At 60.1% G+C, this 19,322-nt stretch carries 20 protein-coding genes and 1 other RNA gene; 13 read left to right on the top strand and 8 right to left on the bottom strand.

The genetic code is table 11. The annotated features are described in order from the left end of the window. Positions 1-35: 35 nt before the first annotated feature. The 4 genes from PBDP_RS28580 to PBDP_RS28595 form a co-directional block, all read right to left on the bottom strand. Complete coding sequence (locus PBDP_RS28580) at positions 36-1,253, bottom strand: 2-octaprenyl-3-methyl-6-methoxy-1,4-benzoquinol hydroxylase (RefSeq protein WP_212802547.1); 1,218 nt, start codon at positions 1,251-1,253, stop codon at positions 36-38. A 67-nt stretch (positions 1,254-1,320) separates the two neighbouring features. Further along, positions 1,321-2,508 (bottom strand): 2-octaprenyl-6-methoxyphenyl hydroxylase, encoded by a 1,188-nt coding sequence (gene ubiH, locus PBDP_RS28585; protein ID WP_109752576.1) that lies wholly within the window; start codon positions 2,506-2,508, stop codon positions 1,321-1,323. Further along, a complete protein-coding gene (gene pepP / locus PBDP_RS28590) occupies positions 2,505-3,839 on the bottom strand; it encodes a Xaa-Pro aminopeptidase (protein ID WP_109752578.1) in 1,335 nt (444 codons plus the stop codon). The genes ubiH and pepP overlap by 4 nt, the downstream gene beginning before the upstream one ends. A gap of 25 nt (positions 3,840-3,864) precedes the next feature. Then, positions 3,865-4,419 (bottom strand): YecA/YgfB family protein, encoded by a 555-nt coding sequence (locus PBDP_RS28595; RefSeq protein ID WP_212801601.1) that lies wholly within the window; start codon positions 4,417-4,419, stop codon positions 3,865-3,867. 130 nt (positions 4,420-4,549) lie between these two features. Between PBDP_RS28595 and PBDP_RS28600 the strand changes: the two genes are divergently transcribed. From PBDP_RS28600 to PBDP_RS28615, 4 genes are all read left to right on the top strand, one after another. Further along, positions 4,550-4,759, top strand: a complete 210-nt coding sequence (locus PBDP_RS28600; protein ID WP_003177365.1) for a TIGR02449 family protein — start codon at positions 4,550-4,552, stop codon at positions 4,757-4,759. Beyond that, positions 4,756-5,073, top strand: a complete 318-nt coding sequence (locus PBDP_RS28605) for a cell division protein ZapA (protein ID WP_039590276.1) — start codon at positions 4,756-4,758, stop codon at positions 5,071-5,073. The genes PBDP_RS28600 and PBDP_RS28605 overlap by 4 nt, the downstream gene beginning before the upstream one ends. A 30-nt stretch (positions 5,074-5,103) precedes the next feature. Beyond that, a non-coding RNA gene (gene ssrS, locus PBDP_RS28610) (6S RNA) lies at positions 5,104-5,283 on the top strand. 117 nt (positions 5,284-5,400) lie between these two features. After that, a complete protein-coding gene (locus tag PBDP_RS28615) occupies positions 5,401-6,006 on the top strand; it encodes a 5-formyltetrahydrofolate cyclo-ligase (protein ID WP_212801602.1) in 606 nt (201 codons plus the stop codon). Positions 6,007-6,041: 35 nt separating this feature from the next. Here PBDP_RS28615 and PBDP_RS28620 read toward each other — a convergent pair whose 3' ends face one another. Then, positions 6,042-6,188 carry a hypothetical protein gene (locus PBDP_RS28620; protein ID WP_162893876.1) on the bottom strand — a complete coding sequence of 49 codons (147 nt, stop codon included), beginning with the start codon at positions 6,186-6,188 and terminating at the stop codon, positions 6,042-6,044. 195 nt (positions 6,189-6,383) lie between these two features. Here PBDP_RS28620 and PBDP_RS28625 point away from each other — a divergent pair, with 195 nt between their 5' ends. From PBDP_RS28625 to PBDP_RS28640, 4 genes are all read left to right on the top strand, one after another. Next, the gene (locus PBDP_RS28625) at positions 6,384-6,833 is read left to right on the top strand and encodes an EVE domain-containing protein (protein ID WP_109752580.1); all 450 of its coding nucleotides are present in this window, start codon (positions 6,384-6,386) and stop codon (positions 6,831-6,833) included. A gap of 81 nt (positions 6,834-6,914) precedes the next feature. Next, the gene (locus PBDP_RS28630) at positions 6,915-7,880 is read left to right on the top strand and encodes an HlyD family secretion protein (RefSeq protein ID WP_212801603.1); all 966 of its coding nucleotides are present in this window, start codon (positions 6,915-6,917) and stop codon (positions 7,878-7,880) included. Beyond that, positions 7,877-10,600 (top strand): ribosome-associated ATPase/putative transporter RbbA, encoded by a 2,724-nt coding sequence (rbbA, locus tag PBDP_RS28635; RefSeq protein ID WP_212801604.1) that lies wholly within the window; start codon positions 7,877-7,879, stop codon positions 10,598-10,600. Before PBDP_RS28630 ends, rbbA begins: the two co-directional genes overlap by 4 nt. Beyond that, complete coding sequence (locus PBDP_RS28640) at positions 10,600-11,718, top strand: ABC transporter permease (RefSeq protein ID WP_109752583.1); 1,119 nt, start codon at positions 10,600-10,602, stop codon at positions 11,716-11,718. The genes rbbA and PBDP_RS28640 overlap by 1 nt, the downstream gene beginning before the upstream one ends. A 67-nt stretch (positions 11,719-11,785) precedes the next feature. Here the strand turns inward: PBDP_RS28640 and PBDP_RS28645 are convergent, their stop codons facing one another. Next, positions 11,786-12,202 carry a flagellar basal body-associated protein FliL gene (locus PBDP_RS28645; protein WP_109752954.1) on the bottom strand — a complete coding sequence of 139 codons (417 nt, stop codon included), beginning with the start codon at positions 12,200-12,202 and terminating at the stop codon, positions 11,786-11,788. A 150-nt stretch (positions 12,203-12,352) separates the two neighbouring features. Between PBDP_RS28645 and PBDP_RS28650 the strand changes: the two genes are divergently transcribed. The 4 genes from PBDP_RS28650 (at position 12,353) to PBDP_RS28665 (ending at position 16,365) form a co-directional block, all read left to right on the top strand. Further along, positions 12,353-13,330: an NADPH:quinone oxidoreductase family protein gene (locus PBDP_RS28650; RefSeq protein WP_109752584.1), complete on the top strand. Its 978-nt coding sequence runs from the start codon at positions 12,353-12,355 to the stop codon at positions 13,328-13,330. A gap of 430 nt (positions 13,331-13,760) precedes the next feature. After that, positions 13,761-14,207: a hypothetical protein gene (locus tag PBDP_RS28655; protein WP_212801605.1), complete on the top strand. Its 447-nt coding sequence runs from the start codon at positions 13,761-13,763 to the stop codon at positions 14,205-14,207. Positions 14,208-14,455: 248 nt separating this feature from the next. Further along, positions 14,456-16,093 (top strand): pyocin-S2/colicin E7-DNase domain-containing protein, encoded by a 1,638-nt coding sequence (locus PBDP_RS28660; protein ID WP_212801606.1) that lies wholly within the window; start codon positions 14,456-14,458, stop codon positions 16,091-16,093. Then, positions 16,090-16,365: a bacteriocin immunity protein gene (locus PBDP_RS28665; RefSeq protein ID WP_025569754.1), complete on the top strand. Its 276-nt coding sequence runs from the start codon at positions 16,090-16,092 to the stop codon at positions 16,363-16,365. The genes PBDP_RS28660 and PBDP_RS28665 overlap by 4 nt, the downstream gene beginning before the upstream one ends. 45 nt (positions 16,366-16,410) lie before the next feature. On the opposite strand, the gene PBDP_RS28670 is transcribed toward PBDP_RS28665, so the two are convergent. After that, positions 16,411-16,998, bottom strand: coding sequence for an energy transducer TonB (locus tag PBDP_RS28670; RefSeq protein WP_349306135.1), 588 nt, complete (start codon positions 16,996-16,998; stop codon positions 16,411-16,413). A gap of 330 nt (positions 16,999-17,328) precedes the next feature. Between PBDP_RS28670 and glpT the strand changes: the two genes are divergently transcribed. Beyond that, entirely contained in the window at positions 17,329-18,678 is a 1,350-nt protein-coding gene (glpT, locus tag PBDP_RS28675; RefSeq protein ID WP_109752590.1) for a glycerol-3-phosphate transporter, read from the top strand. Here the strand turns inward: glpT and PBDP_RS28680 are convergent. Further along, positions 18,654-19,322, bottom strand: a complete 669-nt coding sequence (locus PBDP_RS28680; RefSeq protein WP_109752592.1) for a gamma-glutamylcyclotransferase — start codon at positions 19,320-19,322, stop codon at positions 18,654-18,656. The genes glpT and PBDP_RS28680 overlap by 25 nt on opposite strands.

The following is a 19,322-nucleotide window of genomic DNA, read 5'->3' on the forward strand; positions in this document are numbered from 1 at the left end:
TTGCCCGCGATGAGGCCTTTGCCCCCAACAAAAATCTAAGCCTTGGCCAAATCCGGCAAATCCCCAATCAACCCCAGCGCTTCGCGCACGAACAGCGCCTTGGCCTCAGGCATGCGGTCTACCAGCTTCAGCCCGGTATTACGCAACCAGCGCACCGGCAACGGATCGGCCTGGAACAACCGCTCGAACCCCTCCATGGCCGCCATCAGTGCCAGGTTATGGGGCATGCGTCGCCGCTCGTAGCGGCTCAACACCTTCACATCCGCCAGCCGTTCGCCACGTCCAGCCGCTTGCAACAGCACTTCGGCCAGTACGGCGGCGTCGAGGAAACCCAGGTTCACGCCCTGCCCGGCCAAAGGGTGAATGGTATGGGCGGCGTCGCCGATCAGCGCCAGCCCTTCGGCCACGTAACGCTTGGCATGCCGTTGGCGCAGGGGCACGCAAAGTCGCGGGTCGGCACTCACGACCGTACCGAGCTGGCCTTCGAAGGCCCGTTCCAGTTCGTTGCAGAACGCTGTGTCGTCGAGCGCCATCAAGCGTTGCGCTTCACCAGGGGTGGTGGACCAGACGATCGAGCACCAGTGGTGCTGGCCATCACGCTCAAGTGGCAGGAACGCCAGCGGACCGTTGTCGGTGAAGCGCTGCCATGCCGTCATTCGATGGGGCCGGGCGCTACGCACGCTGGTGACGATGGCGTGGTGCAGGTAATCCCATTCCCTCGTCGCCACACCGGTCAGGCGCCGCACAGCTGAATTCGCGCCGTCGGCGGCAATCACCAGCGGTGCTCGCAAGGTACGGCCATCGGCCAGGGTCAGCAGCCAGTCGTCACCGGAACGGCGCATCCGTTCCAGCCGGGCATTGGCCAGCAGGCCCAGGTCGCAGTCATGCAATCGATCCAGCAAGGCGTCCTGCACGACGCGGTTTTCAACGATGTGCCCAAGCGCCTCGGCATGCAGGCTGGCGGCCGAAAAATGGATCTGCCCAGTGCCGCTGCCGTCCCAGACGTGCATATCGGTGTAGGGGCTGGCCCGCCGGGCGGTGATACCGTCCCAGACGCCCAGGCGATCGAGAATCCGCTGGCTGGCCGTCGACAAGGCACTGACCCGGGGCTCGAACGCGGCCTGGGCATCGAAGGGTTTGACGCTCATCGGGCTGCCGTCGAGCAGAAGCACTTGCAGGCCACTGCCCTGCAACGCCAGCGCCAGGGCGCTGCCGACCATACCGGCGCCGACAATCAGCAGATCTGCACGCAATTCCATGCTCTAAGCCTGTTTTGCTGGCGACATCAGCCGCCCATGAAAAGAAATGACAGCCCCGTCCTCAAACATCGGGACGCGTCCCCAGCCCCATGGCCTGGCGGGCGAACCAACGCTTGGCCGGAGGCAGCAGGTCGAGGCCCAGCAGGCCGAGGTTACGCCCCAGGGACACCAATGGCAGGCTGCTGGCGAACAAGCGCGTGACCTGGTCGGAAAACCCGACGGTCAGGGCCTGATCCATTCGCTGGCGCTCGCGGTAGGCTTGCAGCACGGCAAAATCCCCAGGCTCGCTTTCACTGTCGAGCAAGGCATCGGCCAGGGCCTGGGCGTCGCGCAGGGACAGGTTGAACCCCTGCCCGGCAATCGGGTGCAGGCTGTGGGCGGCGTTGCCGAGGATCGCCAAGTGCGGACGTACCTGCTCTTCGGCCTCCACCAGTGCCAGCGGATACAGATGTCGCACGCCCACCTGCTTCAGCGTACCCAGGCGATAACCGAACACACCCTGCAATTCGCTGAGGAAGCTGCGCTCGTCGAGGGCCGCCAGCCGTTGCGCGTCCATGCCCTGACGGGTCCAGACCAGCGCGCAACGATTCTCCGGCAGCGGCAACAAGGCCATCGGGCCGTCATCGGTGAAGCGTTCGAAGGCCATGCCGTTGTGGGCTTCGCTGGGGGTGATGTTGGCAATCAACGCACTCTGGTCATAAGGCCGATTACGCACGCCGACGCCCAGTTGCTCGCGCAGCCCGGAGCGGCCGCCATCAGCCAGTACGGCAAGGTCGCACTCCAGGGTGGTTTCGTCGTCGAGGGTCAGGCGATAACCGCCGACCAGCGGTTCCATCCGAGTGACCTGCGCCGGGCAGCGCCAACTGACCACTTCGTTATCCAGAGCTTGCCACAGGCACTGTCCGAGCCAGGCGTTCTCCACCACGTAACCCAGGGCCGGCACGCCTTCTTCCATGGCCGACAGGCGCGCCGTGGAGAATCGCCCGCGATCGGACACGTGGATCTGTTTGATCGGCTCGGCGCGACGGGAAATTTCCTGCCAGACGCCCAAGCGTTGATAGATCTGCCGGGCCCCGTAGGACAACGCCGAAGAACGGGCGTCGTAGCTCGGCTGCCAGGCATGGCCGGGGGCGAAGGGCTCGATCAGCATGATCTTCCAGCCCCGGGCCTTGGCACCGGCCTGCAGCGCCAGGGCCAGGCTCGCACCGACCAGGCCGCCGCCAATGATCGCCAGGTTGACCCGGCTCATGCCGCTTGAGTCCGGGCGGCGGCCATCAGGGCCTCGATGTCGGCGACCGTTTTCGGCACGCCCTGGCTCAGGATTTCACAACCGGTTTTGGTCACTACCACGTCATCCTCGATGCGCACGCCAATGCCGCGCCATTTTTTCGCTACGCTGCGGTTGTTCGGGCTGATGTAGATGCCCGGCTCCACCGTCAGGGTCATGCCGATCTCCAGTACCCGCCACTCGCCGCCGACCCGGTACTCGCCCACGTCATGCACGTCCATGCCCAGCCAGTGGCCGGCGCGGTGCATGTAGAACGCCCGGTAGGCTTCGCTGGCGATCAGTTCGTCCACTTCGCCTTGCAGCAACCCCAGGCGCACCAGGCCTTCGGTAATGACCCGGACTGTCGCTTCATGGGCCTGGTTCCAATGCTTGTCCGGCGCGATCTGGGCAAACGCGGCTTCCTGGGCGGCCAGCACCACTTCGTAGATCGCCTTCTGCTCGGGTGAAAACTTGCCACTGACCGGCCAGGTACGGGTGATATCGCTGGCATAGCAGTCGATTTCACAGCCGGCGTCGATCAGCACCAGATCGCCATCCTTGAGCGGCGCGTCGTTCTGCTGGTAATGCAGGATGCAGCTGTTGCGCCCCGACGCGACGATCGAGCCATAGGCCGGCATCTTCGCCCCGCCCTTGCGGAACTCATAATCGAGCTCGGCTTCGAGGCTGAATTCATGCAGCCCCGGGCGAGCCGCCTGCATCGCCCGGACATGCGCCTGGGCGGAAATCCGCGCCGCTTCGCGCATCACTTTCACTTCTGCCGCCGATTTATACAGGCGCATGTCATGCAGCAGATGATCCAGGGCAACGAATTCGTTCGGCGGCTGGGCACCGAGGTGAGCCTTGGAGCGAATCACGTTGATCCACTCCATCAGGTGTCGGTCGAATTCAGGGTTGCTGCCCATGGCCGAATACACCCGGTCGCGGCCTTCGATCAGGCCCGGCAGGATGTCGTCGATGTCGGTGATGGGAAATGCGTCGTCGGCACCGTAGTCACGGATCGCGCCTTCCTGGCCGGCGCGCAGGCCATCCCACAACTCACGTTCGGCGTTGCGCTCGCGACAAAAGAGGATGTATTCGCCATGGGCCCGGCCGGGCATCAGCACCAGCACCGCTTGCGGTTCGGGAAAGCCGCTGAGGTACTGGAAGTCGCTGTCCTGGCGGTAGACGTGCTCGACGTCACGGTTGCGGATCGCAACGGCGGCGGCGGGCAGGATTGCGATGCTGTTGGGTTCCATCTGCGCCATCAGGGCCTTGCGGCGACGGCTGTATTCCGATTTCGGGATATGAATCATGGGCAGACGGTGTTCCCTCTAAAAATTAATGCAAGGATGGCTTGGGGGCCGCTGCATCGGTTTTCTTGGTCTCGGTGAACAGCAGCAATGGCGCGACCCGCAGGTACTCCATCACTTCCATGTAGTCGCTTTCGCCGTCATCGGACTCTTCCAGGGCATCCTGGACCTGGGAGATCGCCGCCAAGTCCTGCAACACTTCCTTGGCCTCTTCGCTCAAGGCGTATTCGCGGCGGGTCAAGCCAAAGCCGGCGAGGAAGCCCTGGCACCACTGGCCCAGCGCAACGGCGCGTTCGGCCAGGGGGGCGTCGTCAGTGGGCAGCAGCAGGACGACGGTCATGTCGTCGCTGGTCAGTTCGCCCTTGACCATTTCCTGCAGGCCGATGAGCGCGTTACGGACGTTGTCCGCCGGCTCGCCTTCCAGCAGCTCGGCGGCGTCGGCCAACCAGCCGTTGGCATCGAAACCGGCGCCGGCGCAGCTGCGACCGAGCAGCAGGCCATGCAGTTCGGCAGGCGAGACAGGATGACCGCTGGTGCTCAGCAGGGTGGCGAATGCTTGATACGGGGAATTCTGAATGGGCATGGGCAGCTAGGCGCCAGACGGCGCTATGTCTAGAATGGAGGCCTTGTATCCTACATCGACAGACTCGCCAAGACTATCAGAGGCTGTACGACCTACATCCCTCCATCAGACACAATCTTCAGTGGACACAATGGAAGACACCGACCTGCAAGCGCTGATGGCCAGACTCGAGTTGCTAATTGACCGGGTCGAGCAACTTAAGAGCCAAAACGGACTCCTATTAGCTCAGGAAAAGACCTGGCGCGAGGAACGCGCGCACCTCATTGAAAAAAACGAAATCGCCCGGCGTAAGGTCGAATCGATGATTTCGCGCCTCAAGGCCCTGGAGCAAGACTCATGAGTTCAAGCAATAGCGTTACCGTGCAGATCCTCGACAAAGAATATTCGATCATCTGCCCCCAGGAAGAGCGCAGCAACCTGGTGAGCGCCGCCCGCTACCTGGACGGCAAGATGCGTGAGATCCGCAGCAGCGGCAAAGTCATCGGCGCCGACCGCATCGCCGTGATGGCCGCCTTGAACATCACCCACGACCTGTTGCATCGCCAGGATACGCCAGACGTACAGGTCAGTGGCTCGACCCGTGAACAGGTGCGCGACCTGCTCGATCGGGTGGATCTGGTGCTCGCCACCGATCCAGACGTCAGCAAGGGCTGATTCGCGAGGCTGCCTGGGGTATACTCGCCTCACTCCCTGGGGTGCTTGCCAGTTGGTGATGTCCCTGAGCCGATACGCACAACCACGGGGGTTGCACGTTGGGGCCGGTGTGCATGTCCGCTTGACGGAAAGCCTTAACGCCCCCTGCAACTTCCACCTTGAACTTTCGGGTTCAAGGGCTAAGCCGACAGCGGTTCATCCGGGGAGCCTGACTCCAGACAATGCCAGTCCATGCGGACTGGCATTGTCGTTTCTGGCGCAGGCATTTCTGAGCGTCCTGTTTTGCGGTTACGCTGTGCTCCGTCGCCGACTCCGTGAAGCATCGATATGACCGAACCCGCGCTGCTGCCCCGCCCGCAACTTCGACGCCTGCTGCGCCAGGCCCGTCGTGCCCTGACACTCGCCCAGCAACGGCAAGCCGCCCGCGGGCTGTACAGACAACTGGCCCAGCATCCGCTGTTTCGCCGTGCGAAACACATCGCCCTGTACCTGCCCAACGACGGTGAGATCGACCCGCGCCTGCTGCTGCGCGCGGCCCAGCGCCGGGGCAAGGCCACTTATCTGCCGGTGCTCAGCCCGTGGCCACAGACCAAGATGGTGTTCCAGCGCATCCACGCTGGCGAAAAAATGCAGCCCAACCGCTTTCGTATTCCTGAACCGCGCAAGAACATCGCCCGCCAGCGCAAGGTCTGGACATTGGATCTGGTGTTGTTGCCACTGGTGGGGTTCGACGATGCGGGAGGCCGGCTGGGCATGGGCGGTGGCTTTTATGACCGTAGCCTGGCGTATCTGGCGCGACGCAAGCAGTGGCGCAAGCCGACGCTATTGGGGCTGGCCCATGAATGCCAGAAAGTCGAACGATTGGCGCAGGCAAGCTGGGACGTGCCGCTGCAGGGAACGGTCAGCGACAGGCATTGGTATATCGCGGGGTAGGCGCCGCGGTAATCAGCGGCGCCAGGAAAGCAGGCTCAGCGTTTGAGCGATGGCGCGGGTTGGGTGATATCCACCGGCGCCTCGGTCTTGTTGGCCCACAGGCTTTGGGCGTAACCCGTGGTCACGACACCCAGACCGAACAGAATGACCAAGATCCACAACAAATCCGGTTTGCGTTTCATCGATTGCCCCCCTCAAGGCATATCACACACGATGACAGCAGCGGTTTTCTTATTGGCCGTGCAGCAGCGTCAAGCTTGGAAGGCCGGCATTTTGCGGCAACCTGCGGCGACACGCAAACTCTGGCGTCAACCGACTGTCGGTTTGTCATAAAATCGCTGAACTATTTTTTTCAACACCGCCAAGGAGTAGCAATCATGGCCTATTGGCTGATGAAATCCGAGCCCGACGAATTATCCATCCAAGGTTTGGAAAAACTCGGCCAGGCCCGCTGGGACGGGGTTCGCAACTACCAGGCGCGTAATTTCCTGCGGGCCATGGCGGTGGACGATGCGTTCTTTTTCTATCACTCCAGCTGCCCCGAGCCAGGCATTGCCGGAATCGGCCGGATCGTCCGCGCGGCCTACCCTGACCCAACGGCGCTGGAATCCGACAGCCATTACTTCGACCCCAAGGCCAGCCCGGATAAAAACCCCTGGACCGCGATCGACGTGGCCCATGTCGAGACCTTCCCCCGCGTGCTGAAGCTCGACTACCTCAAGCAACAGACTGCCCTGGCTGAAATGCCGCTGGTGCAGAAAGGCTCGCGGCTGTCGGTGATGCCTGTCACGGCCGAACAATGGGCAGCGGTCATTGCGCTACGCTGATCGCCGATGAGTTGATGGATATCAAGCGCGGTCGGTCGTTGATCCTGCAGACTTCGATGCTACAGCCGCAGGATGCCGGACATGTCGACGAACCATCGTACCTCTCGCTTTTTTGCCCTCGCCTTGATGACCGTGTTGCTGGCCGCCGGCGGTTTCGGCTATTGGAAATCGCGCCACGATCGCCTGCCGGAAGGCCTGAGCATGGGCAACGGCCGCCTTGAGGCCACCGAGGTCCAGATCGCCAGCAAGACTCCCGGGCGCCTGGCCGAAGTTCAGGTCGACGAAGGCGACAGCGTCATCAAGGGCCAAGTGCTGGCGCGCATGGACACCCGCACCCTGGAGGCCCAGCGCAACCAGGCCGAGGCCGAAGTCGTGCGGGCCCGGCAGAACCTCGCCGCCACCGAAGCCAACGTGCAACTGCGCCAGAGCGAACAATTGCTCGCCCATCAAGAACTCAAGCGAACCCAGGAACTGTTCAAGCGCGGTTACGCCAGCGGCCAGGTCCTCGACCAGCAACAAGCTAGCGTCGACACCGCCAACGCTGCGGTCAACGCCGCCCGGGCCCAGGTATCGGCGGCGAATGCGGCCATCGGCGCGACCCTGGCCCAGGTGGCCCAGCTCACCAGCGAAATAGATGACAGTACGTTGCGCGCGCCCCTCGACGGTGTGATCCAGTTGCGCCTGGCCGAGCCCGGTGAAGTGCTGGGGGCAGGCGGTCGAGTATTGCTGATGATCGATCCGAACGACCAATACATGAACCTCTATCTGCCGGCGTCGGTGGCGGGGAAATTGGCAGTGGGCGACGAAGCACGGCTGTTGCTCGACGCCCTGCCCGAGCGACCGTTACCAGCCAAGATCAGCTTCGTCGCGGCCAAATCCCAGTTCACCCCGAAAGAAGTCGAGACCCGTGATGAGCGGCAGAAACTGGTGTTCCGCGTCAAAGTCCGCCTGACCCGCCCCGGCGAAGTGCCCCAGGCCAAACCCGGCATGCCCGGCGCCGGCTATGTACGCACCACCCCCATCGACTGGCCGGCCAACTTGCAATGAGCGCCCCCGCCGACGAGGCATTGCGCGTCTCGGGTCTCGAACACCGCTACGGCCAGCATGTGGCGCTGAGCGATATTACCTTCAGCCTGCCCGCCGGCACTCGCTGCGGCCTGATCGGCCCGGACGGTGCCGGCAAATCGAGCCTGCTGGGTCTGATTGCCGGGGTGAAGAAGCTCCAGCACGGCCAACTGGACGTGCTCGGCGCCTCGATCGATGATCGACGCCATCGCAGCACCCTCTACCGACGCATTGCCTTCATGCCTCAAGGGCTGGGGGGCAACCTTTACCCGGACCTGTCGATACGCGAGAACATTCAGTTCTTCGGCACGCTGTTCGGGCTATCACGGGCTGAATGCGAACAACGCATGGGCACCTTGCTGCTGGCCACCGATCTGCAGCGTTTTGCCGACCGCCCGGCGGGCAAACTGTCCGGCGGCATGAAACAAAAGCTCGGCCTGTGTTGCGCGCTGATCCATGAACCGGATCTGCTGATTCTCGATGAACCCACCACGGGTGTGGACCCGCTGTCCCGCCGACGCTTCTGGGAACTGATCGAGGACGTGCGCCGACAACGGCCGCAACTGACCCTGCTGGTCGCCACGGCGTACATGGAAGAGGCCGAGCAATTCGAGCACTGCCTGATGCTCGACAATGGTCGCTTGATCGCCAAGGGCTTGAGTGCGGAACTGGCCAAGGTTTCACCGGACGGCAAGCTCGATTCGGCCTTCACCCATTTCCAGGGCGACAGCGGCCATGACGCCGAACCGCTGGTGATCCCCCCCAGGACCGCCAACACTACCGACATTGCCATCCAGGCCCACAACCTCACCTTGCGCTTCGGCGATTTCACCGCTGTCGATAACGTCAGCTTCGCGATTGGTCGCGGTGAAATCTTTGGCTTCCTGGGTTCCAACGGTTGCGGCAAGACCACCACCATGAAGGTGCTGACCGGGCTGATCCCCGCCAGCGAAGGCAGTGCCCGGCTGCTGGGCAACCCGGTCAACGCCAAGGACCTCGCCACCCGCAAGCGAGTGGGGTTCATGTCCCAGAGCTTTTCGCTCTATGGCGAACTGAGCGTGCGCCAGAATCTGGAACTGCACGCCAAGCTGTTCGATCTGCCCACTGCGGACAGCCGCCAGCGCATCGACGAACTGATCCAGCGCTTCAACCTCCAGGAACTGGCGGACCAAACGTCCGGCGCGCTACCTCTGGGCCTGCGCCAGCGTCTGTCCTTGGCGGTGGCGGTGTTGCATCGCCCGGAAGTCCTGATCCTCGATGAGCCGACCTCAGGTGTCGATCCGGCGGCGCGGGATGATTTCTGGCGGCTGTTGATCGAGTTGTCTCGCGAACAGGGCGTGACGATTTTCCTTTCCACGCACTTCATGAACGAGGCCCAGCGCTGCGATCGCATTTCGCTGATGCATGCCGGCAGGGTCCTGGCCTGCGACACGCCAGCGGCCTTGCAGGCGCAGTTCAACGGGCAGACGCTGGAAGCCGCGTTCGTCACCTGCCTGGAAAACGCCCAGGGCCAGACGCAACAAGACGCCGCCCCCGTGACCCTCGACAGCGCCAGCGCCCCCCGGGACCGGCGCGGCCTGAGCCTCGGTCGCCTGTGGGCCGTCGCCAGCCGGGAAGGCAAGGAGCTGCTGCGCGACAAGGTGCGGATGGCATTCGCCTTGCTGGGCGCCTTGTTCATGATGGTGGTCTTCGGCTTCGGTATTTCCCTCGATGTAGAGAAACTGGCCTTCGCCGTGTATGACCAGGATCAGAGCCCGCAAAGCCGAGCCTACCTGGAAGCGTTCCGCAGCTCACGCTACTTCGAGGAGCAGCCGATCATCCGCGACGCGAAGGAGCTGCATCGACGTTTGCAGCGCTCGGAGATCAAGCTGGCCCTGGAAATCCCCCCCGGTTTCGGTCGTGACCTTTACGCCGGCCGCCAGCCGACGGTGGGCGCCTGGCTGGACGGCGGCATACCGTTTCGAGCCGAGACCAGTCGCAACTACGTCCAGGCGGTGCACCAGGCCAACCTTGAGCAACTGGTTGAATCCAGCAGCCGCGCGCCCATCCGGCAACCCAGTGCGAAGCTGGAGACGCGCTTTCGCTATAACCAGGACGTGGTCAGCGTCAACGCCATCGGCCCGGGGGTCATGGCACTGATCCTGGCATTCATTCCGGCCATGTTGACGGCGCTGGGCATCGTGCGGGAGAAGGAGCTGGGCTCGATCACCAATTTCTACGCCACGCCGCTGACCCGCCTGGAATTCCTGCTGGGCAAACAAGCGCCCTACCTGGCGGTCAGCCTGATCAACCTCGCCCTGCTGACAGCGATGAACCGCTGGCTGTTCGGCGTGCCGTTCAAGGGCAGCGGCCTGACGCTGGCGGTGGGCGGCCTGCTCTATGTACTGGCGACCACCAGCATGGGGCTGCTGATCTCGGCGTTCACCCGCACCCAGATCGCGGCGATCCTCGGCACCATGATCATCACCAGCCTGCCGACCATCCAGTTCTCGGGGCTGATCGTGCCGCGCTCATCCCTGGAGGGTGCCGCTTCGGTGATGGGCCAGTTGTTTCCCGCTGGTTACTTCCTGGATATCGCTGTCGGCACCTTCACCAAGGCCCTGGATCTGCGCCAGCTATGGCCGCAATGCCTGACGCTGGGCGGTTTTTTTCTGGGCTTCACCGGGCTCAGCCTGATCATGCTGAAAAAGCAGGAGGCCTGATGCACACGCTTTCACATATCTGGCGTCTTGGGCTCAAGGAACTGACCAGCCTGCGCTACGACTCCGTTCTACTGCTGTTCCTGGGCTACGCCTTCACCGTGGCGATCTACATGCCGGCCGCAGGCTCAGTGATCGGCGTGCACAACGCCAGTGTCGCCATAGTGGACGAAGACCAGAGCCATCTCTCGCGCCAACTGGCCCAGGTCCTGCAACCGCCGGAGTTCCAGAGCCCGGTAGCACTGCCCTACGCCGAACTGGACAAGGTCATGGACAGTGGCCGCTACACCTTTGTCATTAACGTGCCCGCCAACTTCCAGGCCGACCTGCTCGCAGGACGCGAACCGACGCTGCAACTCAACGTCGACGCCACGGCCATGAGCCAGGCGTTCATGGGTGCCGGCTACATCGGACGGATTTTCCAACAGGAACTGACAACCTACGCCGGCCAGGCACAAACGAGCGAAGCAACGCCCGTGAGGCTGACCACGCGTTCGCTGTTCAATACCAATCTGGAAGGTGGCTGGTTCCTGGCGGTGATCCAGATCGTCAACAACATCACGATCCTGGCCATCATCCTGACGGGCACGGCGCTGCTGCGCGAGCGCGAGCACGGCACCCTCGACCACTTGCTGGTGCTGCCGCTGACAGCATTGGAAATCATGTTGGCGAAAATCTGGAGCAACCTGCTGGTGGTGGTGCTGTGCACCTGGGCGTCGCTGGAAATCATCGTCAAGTTCGCCCTGGGGGTTCCACTCGCCGGCTCCATGGTGCTCTTCCTGCTGGTGACCGCACTCTACTTGTTCGCCAGCACCTCACTGGGCGTCTTCCTCGCCACCCTCGCCCGTTCGACGCCGCAATTCGGTTTGCTGGCGATCCCGGTCATCATCCCGATGCTGCTGTTGTCGGGCGGCAGTACACCGCTGGACAGCATGCCGCAATGGTTGCAATGGGTGATGCAGGGCTCACCCTCGACGCATTTCGTCAGCCTCAGCGCGGCGATCCTGTTCCGTGATGCCGGCCTTGGCGTGATCTGGCCAGACCTGCTGGCACTGGCGGCCATCGGGTTGTTGTTCTTTGCAATCGCCCTGGGCCGGTTTCGGAAAAGCCTGGCGTCTTGACGAAAAAAAGCAGCCGTTGGCGGCGCCTGGATATCCGGGCACTGCCAAAGGCTGCGATAAAGGCGGTTTATTGAATGATCAGGTTGTTGAACAACAGATCGTCGACCATCGGCTTGCCGGTTTCGTCGTTCATGACCTGCTGGGTCTGCTTCAACGCTTCCTGGCGCAATTTTTCCTTGGCTTCGAGGTTGTTCATCGTCTCGGTGGTCTGCTGGGCGAACAACGCCACCAGCTGGTTACGAATCAGCGGCTCGTTGGCCTTGACCGCCGCAGCCGCGGCGTCACCGGTCACGCGCAGGGCCACATCGGCCTTGTAGACCTTCAGCTTTGCCGTGCCGTCCAGGCCATAATTGCCCACGAACGGCGGGCTGAGGGTGATGTAGCTGACTTTCGGCGCCTCGCCCTCTTTCGCTTCCTTGGCCTCTTCGGCCATCGCCGCCACAGGCAACGACAGGGCCAGCATCAACATGATCCACGCTTTCACAATTGATTCCTCATCCGGTTTGCGGCCCAGCATACCGCCCCGCCGTTCAAGCACAAGCTTATGGCCGGCTATCAGGGCGAGGCATGCTCGTTGACCCGTTGTCTCTCACACCTACACTTATCGGCCATCACTCCCAAAGGAATAGCCCTGATGAAAGCCGTGCTGTGCAAAGAATTCGGCCCCGCCGAATCGCTGGTGCTGGAAGACGTCGCCAGCCCCATCGCGAAGAAGAACGAAGTGCTGCTGGACGTGCATGCCGCGGGGGTGAATTTCCCTGACACGCTGATCATCGAGGGTAAATATCAATTCAAGCCACCCTTCCCGTTTTCCCCTGGCGGCGAAGCGGCGGGTGTCGTCAGCGAGGTGGGAGAGAAAGTCAGCCACTTGAACGTTGGCGACCGGGTGATGGCGCTGACCGGCTGGGGCAGCTTTGCCGAACAGGTGGCGGTGCCTGGCTATAACGTGCTGCCGATCCCCGCGTCCATGGACTTCAACACCGCGGCCGCTTTCAGCATGACGTACGGCACCTCGATGCACGCCCTAAAGCAACGGGCCAACCTGCAACCCGGCGAAACCCTGTTGGTGCTCGGCGCCTCCGGCGGTGTCGGCCTGGCGGCCGTGGAAATCGGCAAGGCCATGGGCGCCCGGGTGATCGCCGCCGCCAGCAGCGCGGAGAAACTCGCTGTGGCAAAAGCGGCCGGCGCCGATGAACTGATCAACTACAACGAAACCAGCCTGAAGGATGAAATCAAGCGCCTCACCGACGGCCAGGGTGCCGACGTGATCTACGATCCGGTGGGTGGCGACCTGTTCGACCAGGCCATCCGTGCCATCGCCTGGAACGGTCGGCTGCTGGTGGTCGGCTTCGCCAGCGGGCGCATCCCCGAACTGCCGGTGAACCTGGCCCTGCTCAAGGGCGCCGCCGTGGTGGGCGTGTTCTGGGGCTCCTTCGCCCAACGCCAACCCCAGGACAACGCCGCCAACTTCCAGCAACTGTTCGGCTGGTTCGCCGAGGGCAAGCTCAAGCCGCTGGTGTCACAGGTGTACCCGCTGAGCAACACCGCCCAGGCGATCAATGACCTGGGGCAGCGCAAGGCGGTGGGGAAGGTGGTTGTGCAGGTGCGTTGAAACAGCGCCGGACAAAAAGGCCAGAGCCACCGATGAGGTGGCTCTGGCCTTTTTCTTTTTAATTACCCCCCACTGGAATTCTCAGCAGCATAAATAAAAACTGATTTGGCGGTAGATATATACCGCATCCTCGCCGAAAAAATACGCAAACCTTCTTCGCACACAACAGCACCCCGCAGCAGCAGGGCGCCATTCAGTAACGGATAAGCTGACATGGATAAGTCATATGTGCGATGCAAATACATATTTAGGGCCTCATAAACAATTGGGACCCGGCTCATACGAAATCGGTCCTTTATCGATCAAAGGTAAAAATTTCACTGGGGGATATTTCCAAGGAGCTTGGGGGCCGTACGAGGGACCTCCTAGAGGGGTCACTAGAAGTTCAAAGAGACACAACGCGTCTATCCCCTACGCGTGGGACGACATTATGAGAGAGCGTATAGCCAATAGCGAAGCCATCGATGCCGAGTATCGCAACACTTTCATAAAACTTACCGAAATAACTACAAAAGAACTCGAACAGGCAAAAAGATCAGCGATAGGCGCCCGCCCACTTTCACCGTTGGAAAAAGCAAAGACTGAGCAAGAGGCAACGCTAAAGGTTATTCAGTCCAAAGAGTCCGAGTATCAGGCACGCACCAAAAGCGCTTACTCGCTGTATGGTCACAATCCATTCTTCCTGATGAAGGAGTTGTCTTTCAAAAGAATAATGGAAAGCCTGCAAACCTCCCCACCCAATATCGTCGTCGCTTACTCAGCGATCGATAACGCGTACCGATCAGCGTTAGAGCTGAAACGGCTTTCATTGCAAAAAGACATTCTTGCTGGACAACTGGAACAGGCATCAAAAAAGTCGAGCAGGCTGCTGTCATAGCTGGGCAAAAGGACTCCGCATCAGCAGTAAATGAAAACCTTAGGATTATCAATCAAGAAAAAAACATTCACCTCCAGCTTCTACCAAGCCTCTTACTAAACAAAGTCTCATCGACACTGGGCGCAACAGGCGGGCTAACCACCTCCCAGTCGCTTAGAAACTACAAAGCAGCCTTAACCAAGATCATTACAACTGAGCGAGCAGCTATCGCCGCTTTTGCGAAAGCCAATCCGAACATCAAGCCTCCCTTGAGCAAACCTGAACTCGAAGCCCTCAACAATCTTGTTGCGCTACAGGCAAAAACAAATTTAGGAAAGCGATGGCAGGATTATCATGTATCTCTTCTTCACTCAGAATCCGTTCGACATTTAATAAAAACAACTAACGCCTTTACCGGACTCATCGACCGGGCTTTAGCAGCCGAACGCTTACAAGAACAGCTACGCGTTGCAGCCGAGAAAAAAGCACAAGCACTAAAGCAAGCGCAAGCCCGAGCTGCGGCGCAACGAGCCGAACAAGAACGAAAACAGAACATCGCGGCGGCATTGGCGGACCGTTTCAATGAGCTGCTCCATCAGTTCAACCACGCCCAGCCTGAAGACATCAATCAAAAACTGCCTTGGATGCAGCAAAAACATCGGGAACTGTCTATCGCGCACCAGGACGCAACCGAAGCAGAGCATGCAGCGGGCGATCTTTACAATGTATCGCGGAGTGATTCACGAAGGACGTCGCTGCGTAAAGCACAAGCCGATATCGACGCGACTTTTCGGTTGAAACATCACATCGAAAATATACAGCTATCCACCGTCAGCGGCGCGATGGCCTCTGCGCGGCCACTCATGACGACTCCCGATGGCCTGATCGCTGGGTTTGAGGGTTCACCCGTTTCGCTGCAAGGCGCCATCGATCTACTGAAGAAAGCGAGTACCACCCTGGCGGGTGGTCCATTGGCGGTATTTGGCGTGGCAATATCCTATTCTCCGACAATCGGCAATAGCGAGCTTCAGCGTAATCCAGTGGTGATTAGCATTCCGCTGTCCCAACTGGATGAGAATTTCAAACTAACCCCAAATACTGAAACAGACCATTTACCGCTTCGCGTCGTGTCATCGGTTCGTGGGGAGCATACTCAGCTTTATCTTTCACCGACCGGTGGAAATTTATCCAGCGAGGTTCGGATCAGATACGTAACACTTGATCCAAACACCAATCTTTTCACTTTTACCACAGAAGGGATTCTTCCAAGAACGCTGACTTGGACACCAAACAACCCACCAGGGGATAACCTTCTTGGATCAACCGAGTTACCTGCGACGCAGCAGGAAATCAAGATCCTTCCAGGGGCCAGAATTACCCAGATAGAGGGAAGAATAAACGAGCATCCAACCTGCGATGACGCTGACATTGACGATTATGTGCTGGTATTCCCAATGGAATCGGGAATTCAGCCAGTCTATGTCATGGCGAGTCGTACCGGGCCGCGTTATGAGCCAGGGACAGTGACTGGAGCAGGTGCGGAGGTTGGGGAAGATTGGCTAGGAAGTAGCGAGCACGGCGCTGGTGCCCCCATTCCTCGCGAGATAGCAGATCTACTTCGGGGTCAGGACTTCAGAGACTTTGATGCCTTCCGAGAAAAATTTTGGAGGTGGGTAGCCGATGATGAAAAACTATCAAAACAGTTTAGTAGATCCAATCTGAAACTAATGCGTAATGGCTCTGCCCCGTTCACAACTCCAGACGGCCACGCAGGTGAAAGGAACAAATTTGAAATTCATCATATACAATTGATTTCCAAGGGCGGAGCAGTTTACGATTTGGACAATCTAAGCATCATGACACCTAAAAAACACGTTGAGCTTCACAAAAAAGGAACGAAGCCATGATCTTTAAAGAAAAAATCGAGGACTATACCGAAGCGGAGTTCCTATCCTTTCTTAAGGAATTTTTCGAAGACAATAACCAACTTACTGGAGATGAGCTCGGTGAGTACACCAGTAAACTTGTAAAGCATTTTGAAAAGGTTACTGAGCACCCGGAAAAATCCGCACTTATTTTCTACCCTAAACAAGGTCGAGAAGACAGTCCGGAAGGAATTCTGAATGAAATTAAAATCTGGCGAGAACAAAACGGAAAACCCGGTTTCAAGCCAGAGTAAACAATGGCGTCATCACCCTCGCGATGACGCCCCTCACTACCAAGACTAAAGCAATTCGCGAATCTCCTTCGGCAGCATCCGCATATACCGTGCTGCAGGGAAACTCCCGCAGCGCTGCACAATTGAAGGCAAGAGCCTGTTGAACCGGGCGATCAAGGCCAGGCGCTCGGTTTCCGGTAGCTGTTTAACGAGAAACGCATTGGATAGGTAAAGGCGCGTGTAGTGGAACGGGAGCAAGTCCTGTACCCATAGCTGGTCCTTGGCGTGTGCGTTGATGTCCGAGCATTTCCAGGTCTTGATCCATTTATTGGCATCTAGTTGCAAGCCATCCAGGCGGAACTCGAAAGGCGCTACGACCTGCGTCTGCGCCGGGTGTTCGTGATCCACCGTCCAGGGCTTGAAGCGCCATTGGCTCACGGCCTCCCGTGCGGCCTCGGCAAATTCCGGATGATCGCTGTGCAGGATCGCGATCTCATCGACACGGCCATCGGCATGCACCATGAAACCGATCCGGGCCACACCCGTTATCCCCTTCTGGTACAGGGACGTCGGGTAATCCGGCTTCGGATTGTGTTCGGGCACCAGCAACACCTCAGTTGCCCCGCTCATGCCTGACAAGCACAGCAACAGCATCACCACACACCACCTCATACCCCTACCCCTCACCTGAATTCAGAGACGTAAAGGGTAAAGACCATGACTCATGGGCCCTATAGCGAGACTTCCCATTTGGGCGAAGGATGTTTCCCACCGCTTTGCCCCGTTTTCACCGATACGGGGCATGAAAGGGCTTTGCGAAGACATTTCCTACGGCGCCCTTCGCTTATGCCTGAGCAATATGTTCACTTAAGAACATGACTAATCGAAATTTCCGCTGTTTATGCGACAACGAGCAATGCTATTTTCGGTAACGAAACTGTAACATTCGCATCCGCCACCATAACAAGAACCTGGAGCACTTGAATGTTTGCTTTCTTTCGTCCCGCCCCCCATCAGGCAGCCCTGCCTGATGAAAAAATAGACAGCACCTACCGACGCCTTCGCTGGCAGATCTTCGCCGGGATCTTCATTGGCTACGCCGGCTATTACCTGCTGCGCAAGAACTTCTCTCTGGCCATGCCGTACCTGATCGACGAGGGTTACACCCGTGGCCAGCTGGGCCTGGCCATGTCGGCCATCGCCATCGCCTACGGGCTGTCGAAGTTCCTGATGGGCCTGGTGTCCGACCGCTCCAACCCACGCTACTTCCTGCCCTTCGGCTTGTTGGTCTCGGCGGGGGTGATGTTCGTGTTCGGTTTCGCGCCTTGGGCAACCTCCAGCGTGACCATGATGTTCATCCTGCTGTTCATCAACGGCTGGGCCCAGGGCATGGGCTGGCCGCCAAGCGGACGGACCATGGTGCATTGGTGGTCGCAGAAAGAACGCGGCGGCGTGGTGTCGGTGTGGAACGTGGCACACAACGTCGGCGGCGGCCTGATCGGCCCGTTGTTCCTGCTGGGAATGGGCTGGTTCAATGATTGGCACGCGGCCTTCTATGTGCCCGCCGCTGTAGCGCTCGCCGTTGCCGTGTTCGCCTTCGTGACCATGCGCGACACCCCGCAATCGGTGGGCCTGCCGCCGATCGAGAAATACAAGAACGACTATCCGGAAGGCTACGACGCCAGTCACGAGAACGAATTCAGCGCCAAGGAAATCTTCGTCAAATACGTGCTGCGCAACAAAATGCTCTGGTACATCGCCATGGCCAACGTATTTGTCTACCTGCTGCGCTACGGCGTGCTGGACTGGGCGCCGACCTACCTCAAGGAAGCCAAGGGCTTCACCGTGGACAAGAGTTCCTGGGCCTATTTCTTCTACGAGTGGGCGGGTATTCCCGGCACACTGCTGTGTGGCTGGATGTCGGACAAGATCTTCCGCGGCAACCGTGGCCTGACGGGCATGGTGTTCATGGCCCTGGTGACCGTGGCAACGCTGGTGTACTGGCTGAACCCGGCCGGCAACCCGACCGTCGACATGATCGCCCTGGTTTCCATCGGTTTCCTGATCTACGGCCCGGTGATGCTGATCGGTTTGCAGGCACTGGAACTGGCGCCGAAGAAAGCCGCCGGTACCGCCGCAGGCTTCACTGGCTTGTTTGGTTACCTGGGTGGTTCGGTCGCGGCCAGTGCCGCCATGGGCTACACCGTGGATCATTTCGGCTGGGACGGTGGTTTTGTGCTGCTGATCGGTGCCTGCCTGCTGGCGATGGCATTCCTCGCGCCAACCTTGTGGCACAAGCAAATCGCCAGTCAGAGCCGCGAAGCGGTGGCCTGATCCAGCGCTGATTTGCAGCGCTTGAGCCGCGCCTCCAGATTCCGATCTGGCATGGCGTGGCTACGCAGGGCGTGGATGGTCTGCTCGACGTAATCGCGAGTGGTGCCGTAACGCCCGCAGGCGCTTTCGAACACCTGGCTCAGCACATGGTCCGGCAAGTTGCCGGCATAGCTGGGCAGGTGCCGCTCCAATACAAACCCCAAGGCTTGCACCCGGCTGCCATCCTCGAGACGGCAACTGAGCCAGTGCGGGCGATAGGACGGGACCGGCATCTCGCGCTGCCAGAGGGCAAACAGCGAATCCTCGAGATTCTCCTGCGGCAACCGGTAGGCGAAACCGCTGCACGAACCGCCGCGATCCAGCCCGAACACCAACCCCGGCAACTCCGGCGTACCACGGTGTTCGTGAGACCACAGGTACAAACCGCGATGATAACCATGGACCCGGCCACGCATCCGCTCCACCGCCGTGCATTCCGGCCGCCAGATCAATGAACCGTACGCGAACAGCCAGACCGGACCGCCCTGGTGGAGACTCATGGTCGATTGCATCGAGGCGAGCAATTGCTCACGGGTCAGTTGAGGCCCCAGGTCGAGCCTTGGTGGGTACAAGGCACAGGTAATGGCGGATTCGATAGCGGTCAT

The sequence above is a fragment of the Pseudomonas sp. St290 genome (assembly GCF_018325805.1).
GTDB lineage: Bacteria > Pseudomonadota > Gammaproteobacteria > Pseudomonadales > Pseudomonadaceae > Aquipseudomonas > Aquipseudomonas bijieensis.

What these genes read in the sequence shown, in the direction of transcription:
- ubiH (WP_109752576.1), bottom strand. Translation starts at nt 2,508, where the DNA reads ATGAGCCGGGTCAACCTGGCGATCATTGGCGGCGGCCTGGTCGGTGCG.
- pepP (WP_109752578.1), bottom strand. Translation starts at nt 3,839, where the DNA reads ATGATTCATATCCCGAAATCGGAATACAGCCGTCGCCGCAAGGCCCTG.
- PBDP_RS28595 (WP_212801601.1), bottom strand. Translation starts at nt 4,419, where the DNA reads ATGCCCATTCAGAATTCCCCGTATCAAGCATTCGCCACCCTGCTGAGC.
- PBDP_RS28600 (WP_003177365.1), top strand. Translation starts at nt 4,550, where the DNA reads ATGGAAGACACCGACCTGCAAGCGCTGATGGCCAGACTCGAGTTGCTA.
- PBDP_RS28605 (WP_039590276.1), top strand. Translation starts at nt 4,756, where the DNA reads ATGAGTTCAAGCAATAGCGTTACCGTGCAGATCCTCGACAAAGAATAT.
- PBDP_RS28615 (WP_212801602.1), top strand. Translation starts at nt 5,401, where the DNA reads ATGACCGAACCCGCGCTGCTGCCCCGCCCGCAACTTCGACGCCTGCTG.
- PBDP_RS28620 (WP_162893876.1), bottom strand. Translation starts at nt 6,188, where the DNA reads ATGAAACGCAAACCGGATTTGTTGTGGATCTTGGTCATTCTGTTCGGT.
- PBDP_RS28625 (WP_109752580.1), top strand. Translation starts at nt 6,384, where the DNA reads ATGGCCTATTGGCTGATGAAATCCGAGCCCGACGAATTATCCATCCAA.
- PBDP_RS28630 (WP_212801603.1), top strand. Translation starts at nt 6,915, where the DNA reads ATGTCGACGAACCATCGTACCTCTCGCTTTTTTGCCCTCGCCTTGATG.
- rbbA (WP_212801604.1), top strand. Translation starts at nt 7,877, where the DNA reads ATGAGCGCCCCCGCCGACGAGGCATTGCGCGTCTCGGGTCTCGAACAC.
- PBDP_RS28640 (WP_109752583.1), top strand. Translation starts at nt 10,600, where the DNA reads ATGCACACGCTTTCACATATCTGGCGTCTTGGGCTCAAGGAACTGACC.
- PBDP_RS28650 (WP_109752584.1), top strand. Translation starts at nt 12,353, where the DNA reads ATGAAAGCCGTGCTGTGCAAAGAATTCGGCCCCGCCGAATCGCTGGTG.
- PBDP_RS28655 (WP_212801605.1), top strand. Translation starts at nt 13,761, where the DNA reads ATGAGAGAGCGTATAGCCAATAGCGAAGCCATCGATGCCGAGTATCGC.
- PBDP_RS28665 (WP_025569754.1), top strand. Translation starts at nt 16,090, where the DNA reads ATGATCTTTAAAGAAAAAATCGAGGACTATACCGAAGCGGAGTTCCTA.
- PBDP_RS28670 (WP_349306135.1), bottom strand. Translation starts at nt 16,998, where the DNA reads ATGCTGTTGCTGTGCTTGTCAGGCATGAGCGGGGCAACTGAGGTGTTG.
- glpT (WP_109752590.1), top strand. Translation starts at nt 17,329, where the DNA reads ATGTTTGCTTTCTTTCGTCCCGCCCCCCATCAGGCAGCCCTGCCTGAT.
- PBDP_RS28680 (WP_109752592.1), bottom strand. Translation starts at nt 19,322, where the DNA reads ATGACCGCTATCGAATCCGCCATTACCTGTGCCTTGTACCCACCAAGG.